General features: G+C 36.2%; 23 protein-coding genes and 1 riboswitch. Of the genes, 20 read left to right on the forward strand and 3 right to left on the reverse strand.

Annotated features, from left to right (window positions below; all coding sequences use genetic code 11):
* Nucleotides 1-16 precede the first annotated feature (16 nt).
* Together WAX74_RS06780 and hutH are read left to right on the forward strand one after the other, a co-directional pair.
* On the forward strand, nt 17-1,177 hold the full coding sequence (locus WAX74_RS06780; protein WP_336496900.1) for a M20/M25/M40 family metallo-hydrolase: 1,161 nt from the start codon (nt 17-19) through the stop codon (nt 1,175-1,177).
* A gap of 39 nt (nt 1,178-1,216) precedes the next feature.
* The gene (gene hutH / locus WAX74_RS06785) at nt 1,217-2,722 is read left to right on the forward strand and encodes a histidine ammonia-lyase (protein ID WP_336496901.1); all 1,506 of its coding nucleotides are present in this window, start codon (nt 1,217-1,219) and stop codon (nt 2,720-2,722) included.
* Between the two features lie 614 nt (nt 2,723-3,336).
* On the opposite strand, the gene rpoN is transcribed toward hutH, so the two are convergent.
* Both rpoN and rnhC read right to left on the reverse strand, forming a co-directional pair.
* The gene (gene rpoN / locus WAX74_RS06790) at nt 3,337-4,626 is read right to left on the reverse strand and encodes an RNA polymerase factor sigma-54 (protein ID WP_336496902.1); all 1,290 of its coding nucleotides are present in this window, start codon (nt 4,624-4,626) and stop codon (nt 3,337-3,339) included.
* Nucleotides 4,627-4,806: 180 nt separating this feature from the next.
* Entirely contained in the window at nt 4,807-5,733 is a 927-nt protein-coding gene (gene rnhC / locus WAX74_RS06795) for a ribonuclease HIII (protein ID WP_336496903.1), read from the reverse strand.
* Nucleotides 5,734-5,811: 78 nt separating this feature from the next.
* Here rnhC and zapA point away from each other — a divergent pair, with 78 nt between their 5' ends.
* From zapA to WAX74_RS06860, 13 genes are all read left to right on the forward strand, one after another.
* On the forward strand, nt 5,812-6,072 hold the full coding sequence (gene zapA / locus WAX74_RS06800; RefSeq protein WP_336496904.1) for a cell division protein ZapA: 261 nt from the start codon (nt 5,812-5,814) through the stop codon (nt 6,070-6,072).
* Between the two features lie 4 nt (nt 6,073-6,076).
* Nucleotides 6,077-6,619, forward strand: a complete 543-nt coding sequence (locus WAX74_RS06805) for a CvpA family protein (protein WP_336496905.1) — start codon at nt 6,077-6,079, stop codon at nt 6,617-6,619.
* Nucleotides 6,620-6,731: 112 nt separating this feature from the next.
* On the forward strand, nt 6,732-8,435 hold the full coding sequence (gene polX, locus WAX74_RS06810) for a DNA polymerase/3'-5' exonuclease PolX (RefSeq protein ID WP_336496906.1): 1,704 nt from the start codon (nt 6,732-6,734) through the stop codon (nt 8,433-8,435).
* A gap of 15 nt (nt 8,436-8,450) precedes the next feature.
* On the forward strand, nt 8,451-10,814 hold the full coding sequence (locus WAX74_RS06815; protein ID WP_336496907.1) for an endonuclease MutS2: 2,364 nt from the start codon (nt 8,451-8,453) through the stop codon (nt 10,812-10,814).
* 68 nt (nt 10,815-10,882) lie between these two features.
* Nucleotides 10,883-11,296, forward strand: a complete 414-nt coding sequence (locus WAX74_RS06820; RefSeq protein WP_336496908.1) for a DUF350 domain-containing protein — start codon at nt 10,883-10,885, stop codon at nt 11,294-11,296.
* Nucleotides 11,297-11,502: 206 nt separating this feature from the next.
* Nucleotides 11,503-13,197 (forward strand): long-chain-fatty-acid--CoA ligase, encoded by a 1,695-nt coding sequence (locus WAX74_RS06825; protein WP_336496909.1) that lies wholly within the window; start codon nt 11,503-11,505, stop codon nt 13,195-13,197.
* 86 nt (nt 13,198-13,283) lie between these two features.
* Entirely contained in the window at nt 13,284-13,865 is a 582-nt protein-coding gene (locus WAX74_RS06830) for a TetR/AcrR family transcriptional regulator (protein ID WP_336496910.1), read from the forward strand.
* Between the two features lie 19 nt (nt 13,866-13,884).
* Nucleotides 13,885-14,658, forward strand: coding sequence for an enoyl-CoA hydratase (locus WAX74_RS06835; RefSeq protein ID WP_336496911.1), 774 nt, complete (start codon nt 13,885-13,887; stop codon nt 14,656-14,658).
* Between the two features lie 34 nt (nt 14,659-14,692).
* Nucleotides 14,693-15,466: an electron transfer flavoprotein subunit beta/FixA family protein gene (locus tag WAX74_RS06840; RefSeq protein ID WP_336496912.1), complete on the forward strand. Its 774-nt coding sequence runs from the start codon at nt 14,693-14,695 to the stop codon at nt 15,464-15,466.
* Between the two features lie 82 nt (nt 15,467-15,548).
* Nucleotides 15,549-16,526, forward strand: a complete 978-nt coding sequence (locus WAX74_RS06845) for an electron transfer flavoprotein subunit alpha/FixB family protein (protein ID WP_336496913.1) — start codon at nt 15,549-15,551, stop codon at nt 16,524-16,526.
* 877 nt (nt 16,527-17,403) lie between these two features.
* Complete coding sequence (gene trxA, locus WAX74_RS06850; protein WP_336496914.1) at nt 17,404-17,718, forward strand: thioredoxin; 315 nt, start codon at nt 17,404-17,406, stop codon at nt 17,716-17,718.
* A 52-nt stretch (nt 17,719-17,770) separates the two neighbouring features.
* Entirely contained in the window at nt 17,771-19,561 is a 1,791-nt protein-coding gene (uvrC, locus tag WAX74_RS06855) for an excinuclease ABC subunit UvrC (RefSeq protein ID WP_336496915.1), read from the forward strand.
* A 38-nt stretch (nt 19,562-19,599) separates the two neighbouring features.
* A riboswitch (Lysine riboswitch) is annotated at nt 19,600-19,779 on the forward strand.
* Between the two features lie 154 nt (nt 19,780-19,933).
* On the forward strand, nt 19,934-21,151 hold the full coding sequence (locus WAX74_RS06860) for an aspartate kinase (protein ID WP_336496916.1): 1,218 nt from the start codon (nt 19,934-19,936) through the stop codon (nt 21,149-21,151).
* 47 nt (nt 21,152-21,198) lie between these two features.
* Here the strand turns inward: WAX74_RS06860 and WAX74_RS06865 are convergent, their stop codons facing one another.
* Nucleotides 21,199-21,615, reverse strand: coding sequence for a YslB family protein (locus WAX74_RS06865; RefSeq protein ID WP_336496917.1), 417 nt, complete (start codon nt 21,613-21,615; stop codon nt 21,199-21,201).
* 291 nt (nt 21,616-21,906) lie between these two features.
* Here WAX74_RS06865 and WAX74_RS06870 point away from each other — a divergent pair, with 291 nt between their 5' ends.
* The 5 genes from WAX74_RS06870 to WAX74_RS06890 all read left to right on the forward strand — a co-directional run bounded on the left by WAX74_RS06870 (nt 21,907) and on the right by WAX74_RS06890 (nt 25,975).
* Nucleotides 21,907-22,518: a succinate dehydrogenase cytochrome b558 subunit gene (locus WAX74_RS06870; protein WP_336496918.1), complete on the forward strand. Its 612-nt coding sequence runs from the start codon at nt 21,907-21,909 to the stop codon at nt 22,516-22,518.
* 48 nt (nt 22,519-22,566) lie between these two features.
* The gene (sdhA, locus tag WAX74_RS06875) at nt 22,567-24,327 is read left to right on the forward strand and encodes a succinate dehydrogenase flavoprotein subunit (protein ID WP_336496919.1); all 1,761 of its coding nucleotides are present in this window, start codon (nt 22,567-22,569) and stop codon (nt 24,325-24,327) included.
* Nucleotides 24,328-24,329: 2 nt separating this feature from the next.
* A complete protein-coding gene (gene sdhB / locus WAX74_RS06880; protein WP_336496920.1) occupies nt 24,330-25,106 on the forward strand; it encodes a succinate dehydrogenase iron-sulfur subunit in 777 nt (258 codons plus the stop codon).
* 128 nt (nt 25,107-25,234) lie between these two features.
* Complete coding sequence (locus WAX74_RS06885; protein ID WP_336496921.1) at nt 25,235-25,678, forward strand: acyl-CoA thioesterase; 444 nt, start codon at nt 25,235-25,237, stop codon at nt 25,676-25,678.
* 66 nt (nt 25,679-25,744) lie between these two features.
* Entirely contained in the window at nt 25,745-25,975 is a 231-nt protein-coding gene (locus tag WAX74_RS06890) for a helix-turn-helix domain-containing protein (RefSeq protein ID WP_336496922.1), read from the forward strand.
* Nucleotides 25,976-26,024 lie beyond the last annotated feature (49 nt).

Here is a 26,024-nt window from a genome sequence, read left to right on the forward strand (position 1 = left end):
ATAGGAGGGGTTATGGATGACGAAAAAACAATTCACTTCAGCTGCAGAAGAAGTAAAAGAAGAGCGCTTGCTCAATTTGTTTTTGGAACTTGCAAAAATTAATGGTCCGAGTACAAAGGAACAACTTGTAGCGGAATATTTAAAAAAAGCATTACCTGAGCTAGGATTTACTATTGTATTTGATGAAGCACATGAAAATTTCAATGGCGAAGTTGGTAATTTAATTGCTTGGCATGAGGGAACTGATGCATCTATTCCTCCACTATTTTTCTCTACACATATGGATACAGTACTTCCGACTGAGGGACTTAAACCAGTTATTAAAGACGGAGTTATCTATTCTGATGGAACAACTATATTGGGTGCAGATGATCGGGCGGCATTAGCAGCATATCTAGAAGGAATTCGGGCGGTTATTGAAAGTGGGATACCACATGGGCCTATAGAATTTGTTTTAACAGTTAATGAGCAACCAGGGCTTGTTGGAGCCAAATATATGGATTATTCAAAGATTAAGAGTAAAGCAGGTTACATTTTTGATAGTAGTGGTGATGTCGGTCAAATAATTTTAAAGGGTCCATACAGTAGTCGTATCTGGTTAGAAGTTGAGGGAAATGCCGCACATATTGCACTAAATGCAGATGAAGGAAATAGTGCATTTCTTATAGCTGCAAATGGTCTGTTAAATATGAAGCTTGGTACCATTGATGAAGAGACATTAGCTAATATAGGTATTATTAATGGTGGAGAATTAACATCCATTATTCCTGGTTCTGTGACGGTGGCTGGTGAAGTACGAAGTTTTTCTAAAGAAAAATTAGACCGCCAGCTAAAGCATATGGAGGAAGTAATGCAGGAGGCAGCTCGAAAAAGTGGTGGCAAAGTCAATGTCCGTTTTGAAAAGAAATATAGTGGATTTGATATTCCAAAGGATCACATTTTAACCTCAACTGTTGAAAGATCCGCTAGAAACATACATGTAAATCCATATTTAACAGAAACATTAGGTGGTGCAGACACAAATATACTAAACGAAAATGGTTTGACTTGTATTACCTTGGGAAATGGTTTTCAAAATATCCATTCCTTTAGAGAATGTATAAGCATAGAAAACTTAATAAATACAGGTAGACTAACAGCTGAATTAATAGAACAATGGTATGAGACCCATAAATAAATATTCTAGTTAGCAGCAGACATAGGGAGTGAACTTACAATGAGAAGCGAAGTAGTAGTTGAATTAGATGGACGCACATTAGATCGACATAAAATTGAAAGTGCAGTTTATAGAGGCGCAAAGGTAAATGTACCAGAGGCTGATTTAATAAGGGTACGTGCAAGTCGAGAAAGGATTGAAAAACAGCTTAGAGATGGAAAAGTGATCTATGGAGTTAATACTGGCTTTGGAAAATTAAGCGATATCGAAATAGAAAAAGAAGATATAGCGAAATTACAATTAAATTTACTACGAGCAGATGCAGTGGGGGTAGGGGACCCTCTACCAACGCCTATTGTACGGGCGATGATGGTTCTTCGTGCTAATGCACTAGCAAAAGGTTTTTCAGGAATAAAAGAAGACACACTCCTATTGTTAGTCGATATGATCAATAAAGGTGTTCACCCTGTTGTACCTAGTAAGGGATCTGTTGGAGCAAGTGGTGACTTGGCACCGTTAGCACACGTGGCAATAGTTTTAATAGGTGAGGGAAAAGCCGAATATGAAGGGGAAATACTTTCAGGTGCCGAAGCGCTAGAACGAGCAGGTTTAAACCCTGTTTCTTTAGAGGCAAAAGAAGGACTTGCTTTAATCAATGGTACACAGGCGATGACTGGAGTTGGGGTTGTTACGCTTAATGAAGCAGAGCGTGTAGGCTTAGCCGCGGATATGGCTGCATGTTTAACGATGGAAGCACTGCAAGGAATAATCTCTGCTTTTGATAGTGAATTATTAGCTGTACGCCCACATCCGGAAATGGAGTTCGTAGCTTCCCGAATGAGAAATTGGTTGGAAGGCAGTAAAAGAATTACACACCAAGGGGAAGTACGAATGCAAGATGCATACTCCATTCGATGCATTCCACAAGTTCATGGTGCGTCTTGGCAAGCGTTTAATTACGTAGAAGAAAGACTAAAAATTGAAATAAATTCTGCTACAGATAACCCAATTATTTTAGAGAACGGGGAAATCATTTCTGGTGGACATTTTCATGGTCAGCCTATTGCATTAGCAATGGATTTTTTGAAGGTTGGAGCTGCAGAGTGGGCGAATATTTCAGAAAGAAGAACGGAACGTCTAGTTAATCCCCAACTAAGTGGGTTATCGCCATTTTTAGCAATGGATCCGGGTTTAGAATGCGGCTTAATGGTTCCGCAATATGCTGCAGCTGCTCTAGTATCTGAAAACAAAGTTCTTGCTCATCCAGCAAGTGTTGATTCCATCCCAACGTCAGCTAATCAGGAAGACCATGTTAGTATGGGGACAATTGGATCACGCCAAGCACGCGAAATAGTTCATAACAGCGCGAGAGTCATTGCTATTGAACTAATATGTGCTTCCCAAGCCATTTACTTAGAGAAAGCAGAAAACCAAATTGCACCAGCGACAAGGGATTACTTGGAAAAAGTTCGAAAAATTTGCCCTCCATTAGAAAGTGACAGAGCAATCTCCGACCAAATGGAAGCGTTGGCCCAGTATATCTTACGTGAAGACGTATTAAAATAAAGTGTCAATTGGACTGTTAGGTCGGTTATTATTTTTGGTTATTTAATAATAACATTGTAAATAGTAATAGAAAAAGAGATTATGGATTGACCATAATCTCTCAGATTGTCGACAAAAGGAATCGAGGGTTCGTTATCTCGATACCTTTTGTCATTATTTATGTATTTTAATAGGACGACCTAATTTGGAGTAGAGGTTTTCGACCAATAAATAATTGAAGGAGAAATCTATTGCTGCCTCTAGTTAACCAGTAGAACCAGTTGGTCAATCGTCAGCATCTCCCTTATTGTTAAGTTTCAATGATTTATTTTCTGTCATCATAATCCATATTGAATGAATAGTATGTTTTTATGTAGATCCTTAACTTTTATTATTATGTAATTATTCAATATATTGAATGTAGTGGAAGGCGGCGACTCCAGCCGGAATAGCATGAGCTGAAGACCCTGGACTGAGCGAAGCGAGGGAAGCGGCTGAAGCCATGCCGGCGGAAAGCGTCCGCCTGGAGCGGAAACTTCAATTCTATTTATCATTTTTTATTTTAGAAAAAAGACTATAGATAAAGTTTGTCTATAGTCTGAGAGATTATGGTTTGACTAAAATCTCTTTTTCTACTAGATCTCTTTTCGTAAACTAGAAGAAAGAATATTTAATTCTTCCCGATATTTAGTTATTGTTCGTCTAGAGATTGTTATTCCTTTTTCTGTATTAAAATAATCGGCAATTTTTTGGTCGGATAACGGTTTACGTTTATTTTCTTTCTTAATAATGTTTTCTAAAAGTTGTTTAACTTCTCTTTGAGAGATAGAACTTCCATCCTCTGTCTCAAGCTTGGAAGTAAATAACATCCGAACATCGAAAGTACCATGGGGAGTTTGAATAATTTTATTCATAGTTGCTCTGCTGACAGTAGATTCATGCATTTCAATTTCAGCCGCAACATCTTTTAAAGTTAATGGCTTTAATGAACAAAAACCTTCTTTGAAAAAACTTTCTTGTTTTTTTATTAGCACTTTTATTATTTTTAAAATAGTTTCCCGGCGTTGCTCTATACTGCTTATCAACCATTTGTAGCTGGCATATTGATTAGAAATATAGTGTGATGATTCATCCTTAATGTTTAATAAAGAGGAATAGTCTTGATTAAGACTTATTTTTGGTAAATAGCTTTCATTTAAATAATGTACTAGTTTTCCTTCCTTAAATTCTACAACGATGTCTGGTACTGCATATTCAACTTTGAAATCCGATAAGTGTGTGCAAGGCTTTGGGTTAAGTGTTTGTATAAACTCATATATTTCTTTTACTTTCTCTAATGATATTTTCATAACTCGAACAATATCGTTCCACTTTCTATTCGCTAATAAGTCTAGGTGATTTTCAATTACTTCTTTAGCCAATAGCTGATTTGGATAATTGTATGTTACTTGTAACTGCAAGCACTCTTGTAAACTTCTAGCACCGATACCAATTGGTCCAATTTCTTGTAGTAGATGAATTCCTCTTTTAACGGTTTTCTCGTCATAGCTGGCACTTTCATCTAAACGTAAATAACCGCTATCATCTAAATTGTGAATTAGATAAGAAAGGAGTTGCTGATCTTCTTCTTTGTATTGAAATCTAACTTGTTCACATAGCTTTTGCCTCATCCCGATTTCTTTATTTCTTATATAGTCAAGCTGTTCTGATGTAGAATGGGTAGAAATTGTTTTCTTACCGGTTCTATCGATATACGCTAAATCTGTTATCTTTTCATTTAATTCTATTAACGGATTCTCTGACTCTTGTTCTTTTATGAATTGATATAAATCGTACGTAGAGAATTGTAACAGTTCTATAGCTTGTCGTAACTGATATGTCATAACTAGGCCTAGTTCTTGCCTATGGTTAAGAATCAATTCCATACATCAGCCTCCTCTAGTATTCACGAAAGCGTTTTCATAATTATACAATATATTCTGATAATTTTCGACAAAGAAATAATAATAAAATTGTTCTTCCGTGACAATTGAAAAGAAAAGAGCAAAAACAATAATATTTTTGCTCTTCTAAATAGGTTAAATTCACTAACTAGATGATTCTATTTAAAATTTTCTTTTGTTAACTAGCTTCATTGCTTTTTGCGTGTTTGCAAAATGCCATTTTGTTATGGATTTTAAAAATGCTTCTCCATGCTTAAAATAAATTTTTGCTGCGATTTCATCCACTTTTGAGCTGGCGCCTTTGGGAATTGTTATTTCAGCCATTTCACTAAGACGATCCATTTCCTTTAAAAAAGCATATCTTGCAATAATGGAAGCTGCCGCCACAGAAACATGAAGTTGCTCAGCTTTTGTAGAGAAGAGTACGTTTTCACGAATAATTTCTTTTTCCGTTTTAATATGATTATAGTAAATACCACGCTCAGCAAACTGGTCAATCAAAATATATGCGGGTTTCTCTGGGTTTATCTTATTTAATACATGCTTGAGTGCTTGGTTATGCATGAGTGCTTTTATTTTTCCTTGGGACCATCCTCGTCCTTGTATATCATTGTATTTTTCGTTTTTTAATACTAGAACACTGTGTTTTAATGTAGCCATTAAATCCGGTGCCATATTACGCATCACATCATCTGTAAGCATTTTGGAATCTTTTACTCCAAGTTCTTTCACTAATTCTATTTGGTCTTCACGTACAAAACAGGCAGCAACTGTTATAGGGCCAAAATAATCACCCGTTCCAGTTTCATCCGATCCTATGACAGATAGAGAAGATAAATTAGGTGGTAATATATCACCTTTTGTCGAGACAGTAACTTTATCTATAGGTTTTCCCCATAAAGAAGCTTCGCGTGACGCTCCATTGCCTTGGAACATAACTTTGCCAGATTTATAAACAGTTACTGCAGTATCGGCTAGCTTTGCTGCAAAAACTACACCTGGGGCTGATCTTTCAACTTTATTATTCTTATAGTGAAACATCACTTTTTCAATTTCATCGGGTGGTAATACTAGTACTACATTTGACATTCGATTGTTCCTTTCTTCACATAAGAATCTATTTCGTGTTATTATAATTAATAGGATTTTCTGGGGGAGGGTATGTCTTTGTCAGAACAACAAAAAACAAGAATTTCTGTTGATATATATGGACAGAATTATACAATGGTAGGTACCGAAGCTTCTGGACATATGCGTCTTGTAGCCTCCATGGTAGATGATAAAATGAGAGAAATACATTCTCATAATAGTCAACTAGATATTGCTAAACTTGCAGTATTAACAGCCGTGAATGCAGTAAACGATTACATAAAAGTAAAAGAACAATTAGAGCTTCTTGAAGAAGAAGTGAAAAAGTTAAAGGACTGAAAAAATGTTAGATATTCTGATTTTAATATTATTAGTTGCTGGTATAATTACTGGCGCAAAACGAGGGTTAATTGTTCAGCTTATTCATATGACTGGTTTTATCATCGCGCTGATTGTCGCCTATACATATTATAAACCACTTGCTGATAAATTTGTTTTATGGATTCCTTTTCCTGCAGTAACAGCGGGATCTAAGCTTACTTTTGCAGTAGAAAGTTTAGATTTAGATCAAACATTTTATCGTATAATTGCATTTGCACTTATTTTTATTGTAGTAAAGTTTGCATTGCAGTTATTAGCTTCCATGTTTGATTTTTTAAAGTATTTGCCTATACTTGGTTTTATAAGCAATATTGTTGGTGCCGTTTTAGGTTTTATAGAATTTTATTTTATTTTATTTGTTGTGCTCTACGTTTTTGCGTTATTGCCGATAGATTTAATTCAGAATTTAATATCAAAATCTATTTTAACGTCTTGGATGTTAGATCATACACCTTTTCTATCGGAAACAGTAAAAAATTGGTGGTATATTTATATCGAAAAATAACTTCTCTCAGTAGAGGGAAGTTTTTTTTGAATACCTAAACTTTAGCGCTTAGCTAATAATAATATCGAATTGAGCAAGTGCTTGCTTTTATGGACGGAAAGAGGTATTTATATTGGATAAAAAGACGATTATTAAAACTTTAGAAAAGATTGCATTATATATGGAGTTACAAGGAGAAAATCCTTTTAAAGTTTCTGCATTTCGCAAAGCTGCCCAAGTAATAGAATTAGATTCAAGAAGTCTTTCAGAAATGGATAATATTCTTAAACTTAAGGGAATCGGTGCTGCGACAGGAACCGTTATAGAAGACTTAATGAATAAGGGAGAATCCTCCTTACTTATGGAACTACAAAAATCAGTACCAAGTGGATTACTTCCTATGTTAAAAATACCAGGTCTTGGTGGTAAGAAAATTGCAAAGCTATATAAAGAATTACAAGTAGATTCAATAGAAGCGTTAAAAGAAGCTTGTGAATCACATAAGGTTCAAAAGCTTCCTGGATTTGCTGCAAAGACAGAAGTGAAAATACTTGCCGAACTAGAAAACTTTCAAGCGAAACCTGAAAGAAGTGCAGTTTGGCTATTGGAGCCAATTGTTGAATTAATTAATGAGAAGCTTTCACATATTTCTGCAATTGAAAAATTTTCTGTCGCAGGTTCATATAGAAGGATAAAGGAAGCCAGTAAGGATATCGATTTTATCATTGCAACAAAATTCCCAATCGAAGTTAGAGAAGAGCTATTAAAAGTACTTCCAGTTTTAAAAATTATTGCTGCTGGTGATACAAAAGTTTCTATTACACTTGATGTAGAAAATGAAATAGACGTTGACTTTCGTTTAGTGAACAGTGATCAATTTGCTTCTGCCCTCAACCATTTTACAGGTTCAAAGGATCATAATATCAAAATGAGACAAATTGCAAAGGACCGAGGGATGAAGATAAGTGAATATGGTGTGGAGTTAGAAGATGGGACTGTTCAGCACTTTCAATCTGAGGAGGAGTTCTATGCATTTTTCGATTTGCCGTTTATACCACCAACAGTTCGAGAAGATGGCTTAGAGTTTACAAAGCTAGAACAGTTACCACTACTAGTAACGTTAGAGGACATAAAAGCAGATCTTCATATGCATACTACATGGTCGGATGGAGCTTATTCCATTGAAGAAATGGTGGAAGCTTGTCGAGCTAAAGGATATTCGTACATAGTCATTACTGATCATTCCGATTATTTAAAAGTAGCAAATGGACTATCTAGAGAGCGTTTGTTACATCAAATAGAAACAGTTCGCAATATAAACGAAAAGTATACAGATATTGAAATATTTGCGGGTACAGAAATGGATATACTTCCTGATGGGTCGCTGGACTTTGATGAGGATATTTTAAAACAATTGGATTTTGTTATTGCTTCGATCCATTCAAGCTTTAGTCAACCCCAGGATAAAATAATGGAGCGTTTATTTAATGCAATTAAAAATCCATATGTACACATGATTGCACACCCAACGGGAAGAATTATTGAAACACGTAATGGATATAATCCAGATGTCCCGACTTTAATCGATTGGGCAAAGGAATATGGAAAAATACTCGAGCTCAATGCTAGCCCATATCGTTTAGATTTAAATACAGAATATTTAAAGCTAGCAAAGGAATCTGGTGTTCCTATTGCCATAAATACAGATGCTCATCATATCAACCAACTAAAATACATGGATATTGGTGTGCGCTATGCACAAAAAGCTTGGTTATCTAAAGAAGAAATTGTGAATACATGGACTTTAGAAAAATTTAAGCAATTTATAACGAAATAAATAGGAGGTGCCTTAGTGATAACTGAAAGAGCACTGAAAACATTAGAATATTATAAAATAAGAGAAGAGTTATCGAGATACTGTACGTCTTCAATAGGAAAAAGTCATATAGATGCGCTTGTTCCTTCTGTAGATTACGCGGAAGTAACAAAGCTTTTGGAAGAAATGGATGAAGGATTAACTGTACTGCGTTTACGAGGAAATGTGCCAATGGGTGGCATTACAGATATTCGTCCTCATGCTAAAAGAGCTCAAATCGGTGGTATGTTGAGTCCGATGGAGTTGATGGAAACGGCAAGCACAATCCGTGCGAGTAAAATTTTACGTCAATTTCTAGAAAATGTAGCGGAATCAGAAGATGTAGAGATAGCTCATCTTCTAGAGAAAAAGGATGCAATGCCTATTCTTACTGCGTTAGAACATGAAATTAATAATTGTATTGATGAAAATGGTACTGTTTTAGATAGCGCTAGTAGTACATTGCGGTCTATTCGTCAGCAGCTACGTATTTATGTAGGACGGGTTCGTGAAAAATTAGAGAGCTATACAAGAGGTGCCAATGCATCCAAAATGTTGTCGGATTCAATTATTACGATTCGTAACGACCGCTATGTTATTCCAGTGAAATCAGAATATAGAAGTCATTATGGTGGAATCATTCATGATCAATCCTCTTCCGGACAAACACTTTTTATTGAACCATCTGCAGTTGTTCAATTGAATAATGATATACGGGGCTTGAAAGTAAAAGAACAAGAAGAAATTGAACGAATATTAATTAAGCTAACAGCAGAGGTGGAAATAGTCGGCCATGAAATCTTCCAATTAGTAAATATACTAGGTGAAATTGACGCTATTTTAGCTAAAGCAAAATATGGGCAAGCCGAGAAATGTACGATGCCGTTAATTAATAACGAAGGGTATATAAGGTTAGTAAAGGCAAGACACCCACTTATTCCTATAGACACTGCCGTAACAAATACAATTGAATTTGGAAGAGATATTACTGCTATTGTTATTACTGGTCCCAATACAGGTGGTAAGACGGTTACACTAAAAACAGTAGGTTTATGTACGTTGATGGCACAGAGTGGAATACCTATTCCTGCCTTAGACGGTTCTGAAGTTGCTTTGTTTGAAACTGTATTTGCTGACATTGGGGACGAGCAATCAATTGAACAAAGTTTAAGTACCTTCTCTTCTCACATGGTCAATATAGTTGATATTTTAAAAAAATATGATGAAAAATCTTTAATATTATTTGACGAGCTTGGAGCAGGTACAGATCCTCAAGAAGGGGCAGCCCTTGCTATATCTATTTTGGATGCTGTTCATGGAACGGGAGCACGCGTGATGGCGACTACTCATTATCCTGAACTAAAAGCATATGGCTATAATCGTCCAGGAGTCGCAAATGCAAGCGTGGAGTTTGATATTGAAACATTAAGTCCCACTTATAAATTGTTAATCGGAGTACCAGGGCGCAGTAATGCATTTGAAATCTCTGAACGACTAGGACTTCCAACACATATTATTGCACAAGCTCAATCCTTTACCGGTACAGACCGTGGGGAAGTCAATTCCATGATAGCATCTCTTGAAGAAAGTAGAAGACAAGCAGAAAGAGATGCAGAAGAAACTGAAGAACAGTTAGAAGAAGCACGTCAAGTAAAAGAAGAGCTAGAACAAAAACTTTCAGATCTTGATAAGAAGAAAGAGCAATTAGAGCAAAAAGCAAAAGAGAAAGCGAAGAAAATTATAGAAGAAGCAAGACAAGAAGCCGACGAGATTATTAGCGAGTTACGAAAAATGCAAGCAAATACGCATAAGCTTGTAAAAGAACATGAACTAATTGATGCAAAAAAACGTTTGGAAGAGGCTTTACCAAACAATCCGGTATTGAAAAAACAAAAGAAATTAAATGAAAAAATGAAAGAACTAAAAGCAGGTGATGAAGTAAAGGTGCTTAGTTTTGGTCAAAAAGGTACTTTACTTGAGAAGCTATCCAACTCGGAGTGGTCAGTACAAATAGGCATGTTAAAGATGAAACTAGATGAATCAGACTTGGAATATATAAAACCTGAAAAACAAAAACAAACAGTATCAGTAAATGCGGTTAGAGGTAGAGACTCTCATGTAAAACTAGAGCTAGATCTTCGAGGAGAACGGTATGAAGATGCCATTATCCGCACAGAAAAATATTTGGATGATGCAATTCTTGCAAACTATCCACGTATTTCCATTATTCACGGGAAAGGTACAGGTGTTTTAAGACAAGCCATTCAACAATATTTGAAAAACCACTCTCGTGTGAAAAGTTATCGATATGGAGAAGCAGGAGAAGGTGGGCATGGAGTTACTGTAGTTGAATTAAAGTAAAATATAAAATATTGAAACCTTTTATTTTGTTGAACGTAGAGTAAGAAAAGTTTAAAGGGGTTATTTAAATGATACTATTAAGTTTTTGGTCGAACCCACTTGTGGAGTCTGCTGGCTATTTTAGCGTAGTCATATTGTGCTTAGTCGTTTCCATGGTAATATTTGAAATCGTAACAAAGTATAAAAATTGGGTAGAAATCAAAAACGGGAATTTAGCTGTTGCAATGGCAACTGGAGGGAAAATATTTGGTGTATGTAATATTTTTCGTTACTCAATAGATCAACATAATTCACTCTTTGAAATGATTGGATGGGGAGGGTTTGGTTTTTTCCTGCTCATCATTGCATATTGGTTATTTGAATTTTTAACACCCTCTTTTAATGTGGACAAAGAAATTGAACAGGACAACCGTTCTGTTGGTTTTATTTCTCTCATAATATCCGTAGGTTTGTCATTTGTTATCGGTGCAAGTATTTCATAGGAGAGATAAAAATGGAAAAATTATCGAAAGTGTTAATAGCGGTAGGCATATGTTTTGTTATAGTCGGAATAGTATATGTAGTAATAAATTAAGAATGAGCAGCCAACTCATTCTTTTTTTTACAAGGAATTGAATTGTCATTCATTTTTCATTATAATAAAAAATAGGAATATTCACGCTATTATAAAACAAAGGGGGTTTTTATAATGACAGAAAGAATATGGTTAGCAAATTATCCACCTGAAATACCGCATTCGCTAAATTATGAAGCTATTCCAATTCAAGAGTATCTAACTAGAGCGTATAAAAAATTTCCATCTAATGTAGCTATTCATTTCATGGGGAAGGATATTACGTACAAAGAGCTCTATGAATCTTCTTTGAAGTTTGCAAATTACCTGCAAACTTTAGGGGTTCAAAAAGGTGATCGGGTTGCTATTATGCTGCCAAACTGTCCGCAAGGAGTTATTGGATACTACGGTGCGCTTTATGCAGGTGCCATTGTCGTGCAGACAAACCCATTGTATACGGAAAGAGAAATATCCTACCAAATGAAGGACTCAGGTGCGAAAGTAATATTAGCATTGGACATTTTATTCCCTCGGATTTCTAAGGTTTTGAAAGAGACAGAGCTTGAAAATATTATTATTACAGGTATTAAAGATTACTTACCTTTCCCTAAAAATGTAGTATATCCTTTTATTCAAAAGAAGCAATACGGATTTAGTGTAAAAGTTGAACATCGTGGAATGAATCATTTATTCCCTGAAATTATGAAAGTCGCTAAGGCTGAACCTATTAAGCTTTCTTTTGATTTTGAAGTAGATATTGCACTTTTACAGTATACAGGTGGAACAACTGGATTCCCAAAAGGTGTTATGTTGACACATAAAAATCTAGTTTCGAATACTGCTATGTGTACAGCATGGATGTATAAATGTAAAGAGGGAGAAGAAAGTATTTTAGGTGTCCTACCATTTTTTCATGTTTATGGTTTGACAACTGTCCTTATTTTCTCTGTAATGTTAGGAAATAGAATGATATTATTACCTAAATTCGACGTGGAGACCGCTCTTAAAACGATTGATAAGCAAAAACCAACAATCTTTCCTGGAGCTCCAACAATATATATAGGGTTATTAAATCATCCTGATATTCAAAAATACGATCTCTCTTCAATTGTTGCTTGTCTAAGTGGTTCAGCACCATTACCAGTCGAAGTGCAAGAAAAATTTGAAAAAGTTACGGGAGGTAAATTAGTAGAAGGCTATGGATTAACAGAAACTTCCCCAGTTACACATGCAAATTTAATCTATAGTGATGAACGCATTAAAGGTTCTGTTGGTATTCCTTGGCCAGATACGGATGCTGCAATTTTTAATGTTGATTCAACGATTCCGCTTCCTCCAGGTGAGATAGGTGAAATAGCTGTAAAAGGACCTCAAGTAATGAAAGGCTATTGGAATCGTCCGGAGGAAACAGCAATGACAATGCGTGACGGATGGTTTTTAACTGGTGATTTAGGGTATATGGGTGAAAACGGTTTCTTTTACGTCGTTGATCGCAAAAAAGATATGATCATAGCAGGGGGATACAATATTTATCCACGGGACGTTGAAGAAGTATTATATGAACACCCTGCAATACAAGAATGTGTAGTAGCAGGTGTCCCTGATCCTTATCGTGGGGAAACAGTTAAAGCATTTATCGTATTAAAAGAAGGTGCAAGTGTTACAGAAGAGGAGTTAAACAAGTTCTGTCGTGACAATCTAGCTGCTTTTAAGGTTCCAAGAATCTATGAATTTAGAAAAGAACTACCAAAAACAGCAGTTGGAAAGATTTTAAGAAGAACGCTAATAGAACAAGAAAAAGAAAAATTAAAACAAGCACTAGAGGCATAATTGTAGATTGACATTCAGAAAAATTAAATATAATATAAAAATATGAATGAATCATCATTCATATTTTTATTTTGGTGGTGAATTCATTGAAGAAAGACAAGCCTAAATATAAACAAATTATCGATGCGGCAATTATTGTTATCGCAGAAAATGGCTATCATCAATCGCAAGTTTCCAAAATTGCGAAACAAGCAGGTGTAGCTGACGGGACAATCTATTTATATTTTAAGAACAAGGAAGATATTTTAATCTCAGTTTTCGAAGAGAAGATGGAGATGTTCGCAGAAAACTTAAAAGTTATTTTAAAAGAAAACACGACATCTTCAGAAAAATTGTTTAAAATGATCGAAAATCATTTTAATGTATTAGCAGAAGATCATCATTTAGCAACAGTGACTCAATTAGAATTAAGACAATCGAATTTAGCATTACGACTAAGAATCAATGAGATACTAAAAAACTATCTAGTATTATTGGATACTATCTTAAAAGAAGGAATTGAAAATGGCGAATTTGATCCAACGATCGATATCCGCTTAGCAAGACAGATGGTTTTTGGTACAATTGATGAGACGACTACTACTTGGGTAATGAATGAGTATAAGTATGATTTAGTTGCCTTAACTGATAAAGTACATCGTCTATTATTTAAGGGGTTAAAAGCATAACAAAGGGGAAGGTGAACAGATGGAATTTTTGACATGGACTATCGAGGACGGAGTAGCTACTGTTACGTTTAACCGTCCGCCAGCAAATGCGTTGGCAAGAGGAGTTATTTTAGAAATAAATGAATTACTGGATGCAGTAGAAAATGATGAATCTGTTCGAGTTATATTGTTGAAGGGAGAAGGGAGATTCTTTTCTGCTGGAGCAGATATTAAGGAATTTACTTCTATTTCAACAGGGGCAGAATTTTCAGAATTGGCAGCAAATGGTCAATCTATTTTCGAAAGATTAGAAACCTTCTCAAAACCTGTCATAGCTGCAATTCATGGAGCCGCACTTGGTGGTGGTCTTGAATTAGCAATGAGCTGTCATATTAGACTAGTAGCAGAGAATGCTAAGCTAGGACTCCCTGAGTTACAGCTAGGATTGATACCAGGCTTTGCAGGAACGCAACGTCTACCACGTTATGTTGGCTTTGCAAAAGCAGCTGAAATGTTATTAACAAGTGAGCCAATAAGTGGGAAAGATGCTGCGCAATTCGGGCTTGCTAATCATGCTTACCCAGAAGAGGAATTATTTGATCGAGCACAAGAGCTTGCATATAAAATTGCAAAGAAAAGTCCAATTGCTGTTAAAGCAGCACTTGAAATGCTTCAGTATGTGAAGCCTGCATCGTACTATGAAGGGGTAAAAGCCGAAGCAAATGCTTTTGGAACTGTTTTTGTTTCAGAAGATGCAAAAGAAGGTATTACTGCCTTTTTAGAAAAAAGAAATCCTGTATTTAAAGGGAAGTAAAAATAATAATCTAATGCATTAGGAGGAATTCTAAATGAATATTTATGTTTTAGTAAAACGTACATTTGATACAGAAGAAAAAATTGTTGTGAGCGGTGGCAAAATTCAAGAAGATGGAGCAGAATTCATCATCAACCCTTACGATGAATATGCGATTGAAGAAGCAATCCAAGTTCGCGACGCACAAGGTGGAGAAGTTACTGTACTTACGATTGGTGGAGAAGATGCGGAGAAACAATTACGCACTGCTCTAGCGATGGGTGCCGATAAAGCTGTTCTTATCAATACAGAAGATGATGTAGAAGAATTGGATCAATTCACAGCTGCTTATATTATCTCAGAGTATTTAAAAGATAAAAATCCTGATTTAATTTTAGCAGGAAATGTTGCAATTGATGGTGGCTCTGGTCAAGTTGGTCCGCGTGTCGCAGAATTATTAGGGATCAATTATGTTACAACTATTACTAATTTAGAAATTGATGGGACTACAGTGACTATCAAACGTGATGTGGAAGGTGATACTGAGGTACTTGAAACTTCTTTACCACTATTAGTAACGGCTCAACAAGGGCTAAACGAACCGCGATACCCTTCGTTACCAGGAATTATGAAAGCGAAGAAAAAACCTTTAGAAGAAGTGGAATTAGATGATTTAGATATAGACGAAGACGATGTAGAAGCGAAAATTGAAACAATTGAAATTTATTTACCTCCTAAAAAGGAAGCGGGAAAAATATTGGAAGGCGAATTAGCTGACCAAGTTAAAGAGTTAGTTCATTTACTTCATTCAGAAGCAAAAGTGATTTAATCTTTTTCTTCAGTATTGTTTTCCACTTATAAGTGGAATCTGAATTCGAACGAATTTATATTTAAAATGGGAGGAAATTAACATGTCTAAAAAAGTATTAGTATTAGGAGAAGCACGTGAAGGTGCTCTACGTAATGTATCATACGAAGCAATTGCTGCTGCAAAACAAATTTCAAGTGGCGGAGAAGTCGTTAGTGTTCTCTTAGGAGATTCAGTGAAGGATTTAGCTGTTGAATTAGGAAAATTTGGTGCAGACCGTGTTATAACTGTAGAGCATCCGCATTTAAAACAATATACTTCTGATGGTTACGGGCAAGCTTTACTTGCTGTAGTAGAACAAGAAAAACCAGAAGCTATTGTTTTTGGACATACTGCACTAGGTAAAGACTTATCACCAAAAATTGCTAGTAAATTACAAGTTGGTTTAGTATCGGATGTTACATCAATTGAGGGCGAAGGTGATTCAGCAATATTTGTTCGCCCAATTTATTCTGGTAAAGCATTTGAAAAGGTTAAAGTAAAAGAAGGAATTGAGTTTATTACGATTCGTCCAAACAATATTGCACCACTTGCAAAAGATGACAGTAAATCAGTTGATGTCTCTTCTTTATCCGTTGATATTACGAATCTAAGAACTATTATTAAAGAAGTAGTTCGTAAATCTTCAGAGGGTGTTGACTTATCAGAGGCGAAAGTAGTTGTTGCTGGTGGACGTGGAGTGAAGAGTGAAGAAGGTTTCGCGCCATTAAAAGAGCTAGCAGATGTTTTAGGTGGAGCAGTTGGAGCATCACGTGGTGCTTGTGATGCAGATTACTGTGACTATTCTCTTCAAATTGGTCAAACTGGAAAAGTTGTAACTCCAGACCTTTATATTGCAGCAGGTATTTCAGGAGCTATCCAACATTTAGCAGGTATGTCTAACTCAAAAATCATCGTTGCTATTAACAAGGATCCAGAAGCAAGTATTTTCAAAGTAGCTGACTACGGTATTGTTGGAGACCTTTTTGAAGTAATCCCAATGCTGACGGAAGAATTCAAACAACTTAAAGTAAATGCTTAAAAGCAACTCGGCTCTCTTTGGAGCCGAGTTTTTGCTTGTAGGAGAGTAAGGGAAGTGGGATGGCACTGAAGGGGTTGTCCAATAAATAAGAAAATCGTTGAAACGACTCCCTTTCCCCGGGCTCTTTGAGGAACGCACACTCGCTAAGGAATGTGCCTTTTTCAGAGATTTTTAAGATATTGTTTTGAGAAGCCGCTCGACTCCTGCGGGAAAAGCGATACAGACAAGACCTCCACACGAAGCGAAGGCACTGAAAAACTCTTCATGGTATAGCTTAGCGAGTATATGAACGACATTTCGTTCACATACTCACTTTTTGCCTGGAAACCGTTGATTTCCGTTCTAGGCGGACGCTTTCCGCCAGCATGGCTTCAGCCGCTTCCTTCGCTACGCTCAGTCCAGGGTCTTCAGCTCATGCAATTCCGGCTGAAGTCGCCGACTTCCGCTACAATCAACTATTGTATACTTACAATTAAACTTTTCTTCTATCTAAAAAAACATCGTTTTCCTGTATAATAAATTTAAGTAAATGCATGTAGGCGCTCCCTATAATTTTAACCCAAGATACCATCAATTAAAGTCCATACATAGAGATTTAGAAATAGACAAAGAAATAAGGCACATTCTGTTAAAATTGAACAGAATGTGCCTTATTATTGCCCTTCAGAAAATAATTACGTCATTTATAACGTAAGTTTTTCAGTGCACTCAAGCGAGATCTGTGAAGGAGGATCGTTGCTCGCTCACGGAAAGCGAGTGGTAGCAAGTGGTAAGCTTCGGGAAACAATTGCTTCAACATGTGTGAAGCTAATATGTAGATGTAGCAATATGAGTCTGCTATAATCTATTTATAGTTAACCAAAGGAGGAATTTTTTAATGGCAATAGTTCACGGAACAGATCAAACCTTCTCTACAGAAGTGGAAAAAGGATTAGTATTAGTAGATTTTTGGGCAACATGGTGTGGGCCTTGTAAAATGATTGCTCCTGTTTTAGAAGAAATGGATGCTGAAATGAGCGATAAAGTAAAAATCGTAAAAGTAGATGTAGATGAAAACCAAGCAACTGCAAGTCAATTTGGTATTATGTCTATCCCAACTTTAGTATTATTTAAAGATGGTCAACCAGTAGACAAAGCAGTTGGCTTCCAACCAAAAGAAGCATTGGTTCAATTTGTAGAGAAAAACGCATAATATTAAGCCGGGTGTCCTGAATGGTGCCCGGTTTTTTTAAACAGGTGATAATATGAATGATTTAATTCAACAGAAGTGTGCAATTTTACCAGATCAACCAGGTTGTTATTTAATGAAGGATCGACAAGGTACGATTATCTATGTCGGTAAAGCAAAGATACTAAAAAATCGTGTTCGTTCCTATTTTACGGGATCTCACGACGGAAAAACTCAAAGACTTGTTCAAGAAATAGTTGACTTCGAATATATCGTTACATCGTCTGAATTAGAAGCATTAATACTTGAGCTTCATCTTATTAAAAAACATGACCCCAAGTACAATGTCATGTTAAAGGACGATAAGACGTATCCATACATTAAAATTACAGCTGAAAAGAACCCTAAACTTATTATTACGAGACAAGTAAAAAAAGATAAAGGGAAATATTTTGGCCCCTACCCTAATTCTCACGCCGCTCATGAAACAAAAAAGCTACTGGACAGATTATATCCTTTACGTAAATGTCAGAAAATGCCTAACCGAGTCTGTCTCTATTATCACATGGGACAATGCTTAGCTCCCTGTGTGAAAAAAATTGAGGAATCCACTTATAATGAAATAATTCAAGAAATAGTTAGTTTCTTGAATGGTGGACATACGACTGTGAAGAAGGACCTGACAGAAAAAATGCATACTGCTGCCGAGAACTTAGAATTTGAGCGTGCTAAGGAATATAGAGATCAAATATCTCACATTGAACAAGTGATGGAAAAACAAAAAATGACGATGAACGACTTTACAAGTAGAGATGTATTTGGATATTCTGTGGACAAAGGGTGGATGTGTGTCCAAGTGTTCTTTGTTCGACAAGGGAAGTTAATCGAAAGGGATGTCTCTTTATTTCCTATTTATCGTGATCCCGAAGAAGAATTCCTCACTTTTTTAGGTCAGTTTTATGCAAAACCCGAACACATCAAACCAAAAGAAATTTTTGTTCCAAATAGTACAGATTTGCATTTGGCAACTGAATTATTAGAAATGAAAGTCATCATTCCGCAAAAAGGAACCAAAAAGAATTTAGTAGATCTTGCAGAAAAAAATGCAGTGTTGGCTTTAAGTGAGAAATTTCATCTTATTGAAAGACAAGAAGAACGTACTATTGGTGCTGTAGAAGAATTAGGCGACTTAATGGGAATTGCAATTCCAAGTAGAATAGAAGCGTTTGACAATTCGCATATACATGGTACAGATGCAGTATCAGCTATGGTTGTGTTTGTAGATGGTAGAGCTTATAAAAAAGATTATCGGAAATATAAAACAAAAACAGCTGCCAAACATGATGATTATGGAGCGATGCGTGAGGTTGTTAGAAGAAGATACACAAGAGTTTTGAAAGAGAACTTGCCTTTGCCAGATTTAATCATTATTGATGGTGGAAAAGGACAAATAGAAGCTGCTAGAGAGATTTTGGAAGATGAGTTAGGATTAGATATCCCTATTGCTGGTCTTGCAAAAGACGGAAAACATCAAACCTCCCAGTTACTATTTGGAGATCCAATGGAAATTATTCCGATGAAACGTACAAGTGAAGCATTTTACCTTTTACAACGTATACAAGATGAAGTACACCGATTTGCGATTACTTTTCATCGTCAGCAACGAGGGAAACATACGATTGCTTCTTCATTAGATGGTATAGAAGGAATTGGACCTAAGAGAAAGACTTTATTATTAAAGCATTTTGGTTCCATCAAGAAAATGCAAGCTGCTACTAAAGAAGAATTCATAAAGGCAGGACTTCCTGAAAAGTTAGCAGATATATTGATAGAGCATTTTCAGAAAAAATCATTGTCTTCTGAATAATCTTATGTTATGGTTGAAACAATTTAATATTCACTTTAAGTGAAGATAGAGGTGCGAATTGGCAAGAGTACTCAGCAGGAGGATGAAAAGATCCTATAATAGTTGAGGAAAGGGTCGTTCGCCGAAACATAGAAAAGCTTTTCCTTTTCTTATGTTGGTTCTGCATTTAATAAATGTAGAATTGTCAGAATGCAATATTCTGGAGGGCTATCTCACATGGACAATTCTTTTGACCGTGTATGGGACAAAGCTTTTCACAATATGTGAGAAGCTTTTTTTATTTAATTATCGTCCCAACTCCAGCGCCTTTTTATTATGATGCAAACTTAGGCGGTTGCATGGAAAGATAATGAAATAAGGGAGAAGATGTTCATGAGTAAAATTGTAATGAAATTTGGTGGTACTTCCGTTGCCACTACAGAAAAAATTGCTAATGTTGCAAGAAGAATTAAAATGGAGAAAGAAAAAGGTAATGAAATTGTAGTAGTTGTTTCCGCGATGGGAAAATCTACAGATGAACTAGTTGATTTGGCAAACGAGCTATCGGATGCACCATCAAAACGTGAAATGGATATGCTTCTATCTACAGGAGAACAGGTCACAATGGCTTTACTGGCCATCAAATTAAGTTCATTAGGAATTGAGGCCATTTCCTTAACTGGATGGCAAGCAGGATTACAGACAGATGACGTACATAGAAATGCAAAGATCCTTACGTTCGATTCTTCCAAAATCTTGGACAAACTTGCGGAAGATAAAGTAGTAATTGTTGCTGGCTTTCAGGGAATATCCACGCAGGAAGAGATTACAACTCTTGGTAGAGGCGGCTCAGATACTTCAGCCGTTGCAATTGCAGCTTCCATCGAGGCAGAAGTCTGCGATATTTACACAGATGTAGATGGAATATATACTTCTGATCCACGTTATATTAAAAATGCTCGAAAACTAGAGCAACTTGAATATGATGAGATGTTAGAGCTTGCTAATTTAGGAGCCGGCGTATTACATCCAAGAGCTGTAGAATTTGCGAAAAATTACAAGATTCCATTACGTGTGCGCCCTAGTTTTAGTGATGAAGAGGGAACTATTTTAAAGGAGGAAGTGGATGTGGAAAATAATTTAGTTGTTCGAGGAGTAGCTTTTGAATCCGATATTGTCCGTTTAACGATTGAATACGAAGTGCCATTTAATGGATCATTAGCTTCTATATTTACGACACTTGCAGCGAATCATATTGATGTTGATATTATCGTGCAGTCGATCGTGGATGGTGTAAAACCTGCAGTTTCATTTTCTATCAAAAAAGATTCCTTAGCGGAGGCAATTACAGTATTGGAAACCAATAAAAAAAATCTTGGTTTTACATTCGCAGACTTTGAAGTAGGACTTGCGAAAGTTTCGATTGTGGGCTCGGGAATGGTCTCTAATCCAGGTGTTGCAGCTCAAATGTTCGATCGTCTTCGGAAGGAAAATATTCCTGTGAAGATGGTAAGCACATCAGAAATAAAAGTATCAGTAGTCGTTCCACAGAGTGATATGATTTCAGCTGCTACTGCCTTACACAGTGAATTTGGTTTAGAAATTGCTTAATAATCAATAAAAAGCAATGTACAGTTTCGTACATTGCTTTATTTGCATTATGAAATGGTAGTTTTTAGGTCCCATTTAACATGAAAAGTGACAACTCCATTTTTCTTTTGCTGTTCGTCATAGCATTCTGTTAAAAAACCACCAATTTTCTGCTGTTGTTCAGCTAAAAACCCTGCTTCTAATCGATGACTTCTACTTTTCCCGCTTTGCGGTAAATTAAAAGTTTGCAAGGTATAAAAAGCGGAATCTTTTGTCGTTTTATCTAACTTTAAAATTCCCCATCCTGCTTCGTTAAAGAAAGAGGATGCCTCTTCCATCGAATAAAGGGGGAATTTGCGGGCAAGGTCTTTTCCTGCCCAATATAAAATATCTTTTTCATGTTTTCCGAGAATAGAAGCAAGAACGTGATCGCGTAATAATTCATATCCAAAGGAAGTTACATGTGAATGTTCCTTTTCATCCAAGTAGCAACCCTTCTTTCTAATCTATATTCTAATATTCTAGTTTATTTTATCATAAAAAAATTTCCCTTGGTAAGGGTATATAGTATGTGAAAAATTAAACGAATCATTATACAAAAATGAAACATTAAACATTTTGAAAAAACGGAAAGATACCTTGACGCTCTAAATTGTTGAGAGTACAATGGATATGTCATAAATTCGTAACATGATGATGTGTGCACGGAATGAAACCTATTGTTCTATTACAATAGTAATCATTGCGTCAATGTAAATCTGAGGGGGGTAACTGTTTTGTCGAAAGATCGCGAATTTTACTGGCGCCGACTACATTCACTATTAGGAATTATTCCTGTTGGATTGTTTTTGACGCAACATTTGATCATTAACCATTTTGCTACTAAAGGACCAGAAGCATTTAATGGGGCAACACACTTTATGGAGAGTCTTCCATTCTTATTATTCTTGGAAGTCTTTGTAATTTACTTACCGTTGATGTTCCATGCATTTTACGGAATTTATATTGCATTTACTGCAAAAAATAATCCGAAAAACTTTGGTACACTTCGTAACTATTTGTTCATTTTACAACGTTTCACTGGAATTTTCCTTGTTGTATTCATCGCTTGGCATGTATTTGAAACAAGATTCCAAGCAGCTATTGGAGCGAAAGAAGTTAATTTTAACATGATGGTTGAAATTTTATCTAATCCATGGATGTTAGGCTTCTATATAGTAGGGGTAATTTCTGCTACTTTCCACTTAGCAAATGGTATTTGGTCATTCCTAGTAAGCTGGGGAATTACTCAATCTGCTAAATCACAACAAGTTGTTACATATGTAACATTAATAATCTTCCTAGCGTTATCTGTAGTTGGTGTACAAGCTCTTCTTGCGTTCGTATAAGATCCTTCTACACGTTCAACTACTATTAAAATGAGGAGTGAGATTGACATGGCAAAAAGTAAACTTATTGTTGTCGGTGGTGGATTAGCCGGGTTAATGGCAACAATGAAAGCGGCCGAAGATGGTACGCATGTAGATCTATTTTCATTAGTTCCTGTAAAACGCTCACACTCTGTTTGTGCACAAGGCGGTATTAACGGGGCTGTAAATACAAAAGGTGAAGGAGATTCACCAGCAGTACATTTAGATGACACTGTTTATGGTGGAGACTTCTTAGCAAACCAAGGGCCAGTAAAAGCGATGACTGATGCTGCACCTGGTATTATAAATTTATTTGATCGTATGGGTGTTATGTTTAACCGTACGCCTGAAGGATTATTAGACTTCCGTCGTTTCGGTGGAACATTAATGCACCGTACAGCGTTTGCTGGGGCAACGACTGGTCAACAACTTCTATATGCTTTGGACGAGCAAGTTCGTCGTTTCGAGGTAGATGGTCTTGTAACGAAATTCGAAGGATGGGAATTCCTTGGAATAGTTAAAGATAGCGAAGGCGTTTGTCGCGGTATTAAAGCACAAAACCTTAAAACAATGGAAATTCGTGCTTTCCGTGGAGATGCTGTTATCATGGCTACTGGTGGCCCTGGTATTATCTTTGGTAAAACGACTAACTCTATTATTAACACTGGTTCTGCTGCTTCTATCGTTTATCAACAAGGAGCACATTATTCAAACGGGGAATTCATTCAAATTCACCCAACTGCAATACCTGGTGATGACAAACTACGATTAATGTCAGAATCTGCACGTGGTGAAGGTGGACGTATTTGGACTTATAAAGACGGTAAGCCTTGGTATTTCCTTGAAGAGAAATATCCTGCGTACGGAAATCTAGTTCCACGTGATATTGCAACACGTGAAATTTTCGACGTATGTGTTAACCAAAAACTTGGTATTAACGGTGAAAACATGGTTTACCTAGATCTTTCACACAAAGATCCACATGAACTAGATGTTAAACTTGGTGGTATCATTGAAATTTACGAAAAATTCACTGGCGATGACCCTCGTAAAGTACCAATGAAAATCTTCCCAGCTGTTCATTATTCTATGGGTGGACTATGGGTTGATGAGGATCAAATGACGAATATTCCTGGTTTATTTGCTGCAGGTGAGTGTGATTATTCACAACATGGTGCAAACCGTTTAGGAGCTAACTCATTACTTTCTGCTGTATTTGGTGGAAGCGTAGCTGGTCCTAATGCAGTTAAATATATGAGAAACCTTGATACTCATGCTGAAGATATGGACGCTACTATTTTCGACGCAGAAATTCAACTTGAGCAAGAGAAATGGGATAAAACGTTAGCGATGAAAGGTACTGAAAATGCTTACTTACTTCATAAAGAATTAGGTGAGTGGATGACTGACAATGTAACGGTTGTACGTTACAATGACAAACTGGAAGCTACCGATAAAAAAATCCAAGAGTTACTAGAGCGCTACGAGAATATTAATATGGACGATACACAAAAATGGTCTAACCAAGGCGCATCATTTACTCGACAATTAAAAAATATGCTATACTTAGCACGCGTTATTACGATTGGTGCACTAAAACGTAATGAAAGTCGTGGAGCACATTACAAACCTGATTTCCCAGAACGTAATGATGAAGAATTTTTGAAAACAACAATGGCTAAGTTTGATCCAGCTACTGGTGCTCCTATTATTTCTTATGAAGAAGTAGATGTATCACTTGTTCCACCTCGTAAACGTGATTATTCTTCTACGAAAGGAGAAAAATAAAAATGGTTACAGCGACAGAAACAAAAAAAGTTACATTTGAGATTCTCCGCCAAGATACACCTGAATCAACACCTTATTGGGAAAAGTTCGAAGTGAACTACCGTCCTAATATGAATGTTATCTCTGCCTTAATGGAAATTCGTCAAAATCCAGTCAATGCTGATGGAAAAGCGACGTCTCCAGTAACTTGGGATATGAACTGTCTAGAGGAAGTTTGTGGAGCTTGTTCAATGGTTATTAACGATAAGCCACGTCAATCATGTTCAGCACTTGTTGATCAACTGACTCAACCTATTCGTTTGGCACCTATGAAAACTTTCCCAGTAGTTCGTGACCTTCAAGTTGATAGAACTCGTATGTTTGATTCTTTGAAAAAAGTAAAAGCATGGGTTCCAATTGATGGATCATACGAACTTGGAGAAGGTCCTCGTATGCCTGAACGTAAACGTCAATGGGCTTATGAATTATCTAAATGTATGACTTGCGGTGTTTGCTTGGAAGCTTGTCCTAACGTTAATAGCGGTTCAAACTTTATTGGACCAGCGCCACTTTCACAAGTACGTTTATTTAACGCTCACCCAACAGGTTCTATGAACAAAGATGAAAGATTAAACGCAATTATGGGTGATGGTGGCCTTGCTAACTGTGGTAACGCACAAAACTGTGTTGTTGCATGTCCAAAAGGTATTCCACTAACAACTTCAATTGCTGCTTTAAACCGTGATACTACTGTTCAAATGTTCAAAAACTTCTTCGGAAGCGACAACATGGTGGATTAATAGAACAAAAGCGCTTTCTTAAAGCTGAATATAGAGAAATCTGTGTAGAATTTAGTATTCTATGCAGATTTTTTATTTTTTTGCTATAATAAATGAATTGTTATTCATTTATTAGGAGGATGGTTGTCATGAAAGCTAGTTACATAGAAGATATAAAAAGTTGGGAGCAAGAATTTTCTTTTTATTCAGAGGTAAGTGTTCGTTTTTCAGAGACGGATATGTTCGGACATCTAAATAATACAGTGACATTTGCGTATTTTGAGTATGCACGTATTGAGTTTCTAAAACATATAAAGTTAATGAGTGATTGGTTAAATCCTAATACTGAAACCATCCCAGTTGTTGCCGATTTGCAATGCGATTACTTGAGACAAGTGTTTTTCGATGAAAAACTTCGTATTTATGTGAAAATCAATTCTGTAGGTTCGTCATCCATAGATATACATTACATGGCAAAAAACGTGAAAGAAGAAATCGTCTTCACTGGAAGAGGTACAATGGTCCAAATTGATAAGAAAACCGGAAGAGGATCAAAATGGTCAGAAGAAAAATTAAAAGTTTTTAATAAGTAGGCATAACTAGCCGTCACCTACTTTCCCCATGCTACATACGTTAGTAGAAGAGTGGATAGGGGGGCTATGGCATTGTATGATAGTAATCAGCATCGATCAATACTGACGAGCAGGGAACGTCAAATATTTCAGTTATTAGTTGAGGATCATTCTACAAAAGAAATATCTGTACAGTTATCTATAAGTGAAAAAACAGTAAGAAATCATATTTCCAATACGATACAAAAATTAGGAGTATCGGGTAGGTCTCAAGCGATTGTCGAATTATTACGATTAGGTGAACTATCGTTGAATTAATTAGAATCCTTGCCATTTTCCTCAGAACACGTCACAATAATAAATAGAA

This window comes from Psychrobacillus mangrovi (genome assembly GCF_037104765.1).
GTDB classification, from domain to species: Bacteria; Bacillota; Bacilli; order Bacillales_A; family Planococcaceae; genus Psychrobacillus; species Psychrobacillus mangrovi.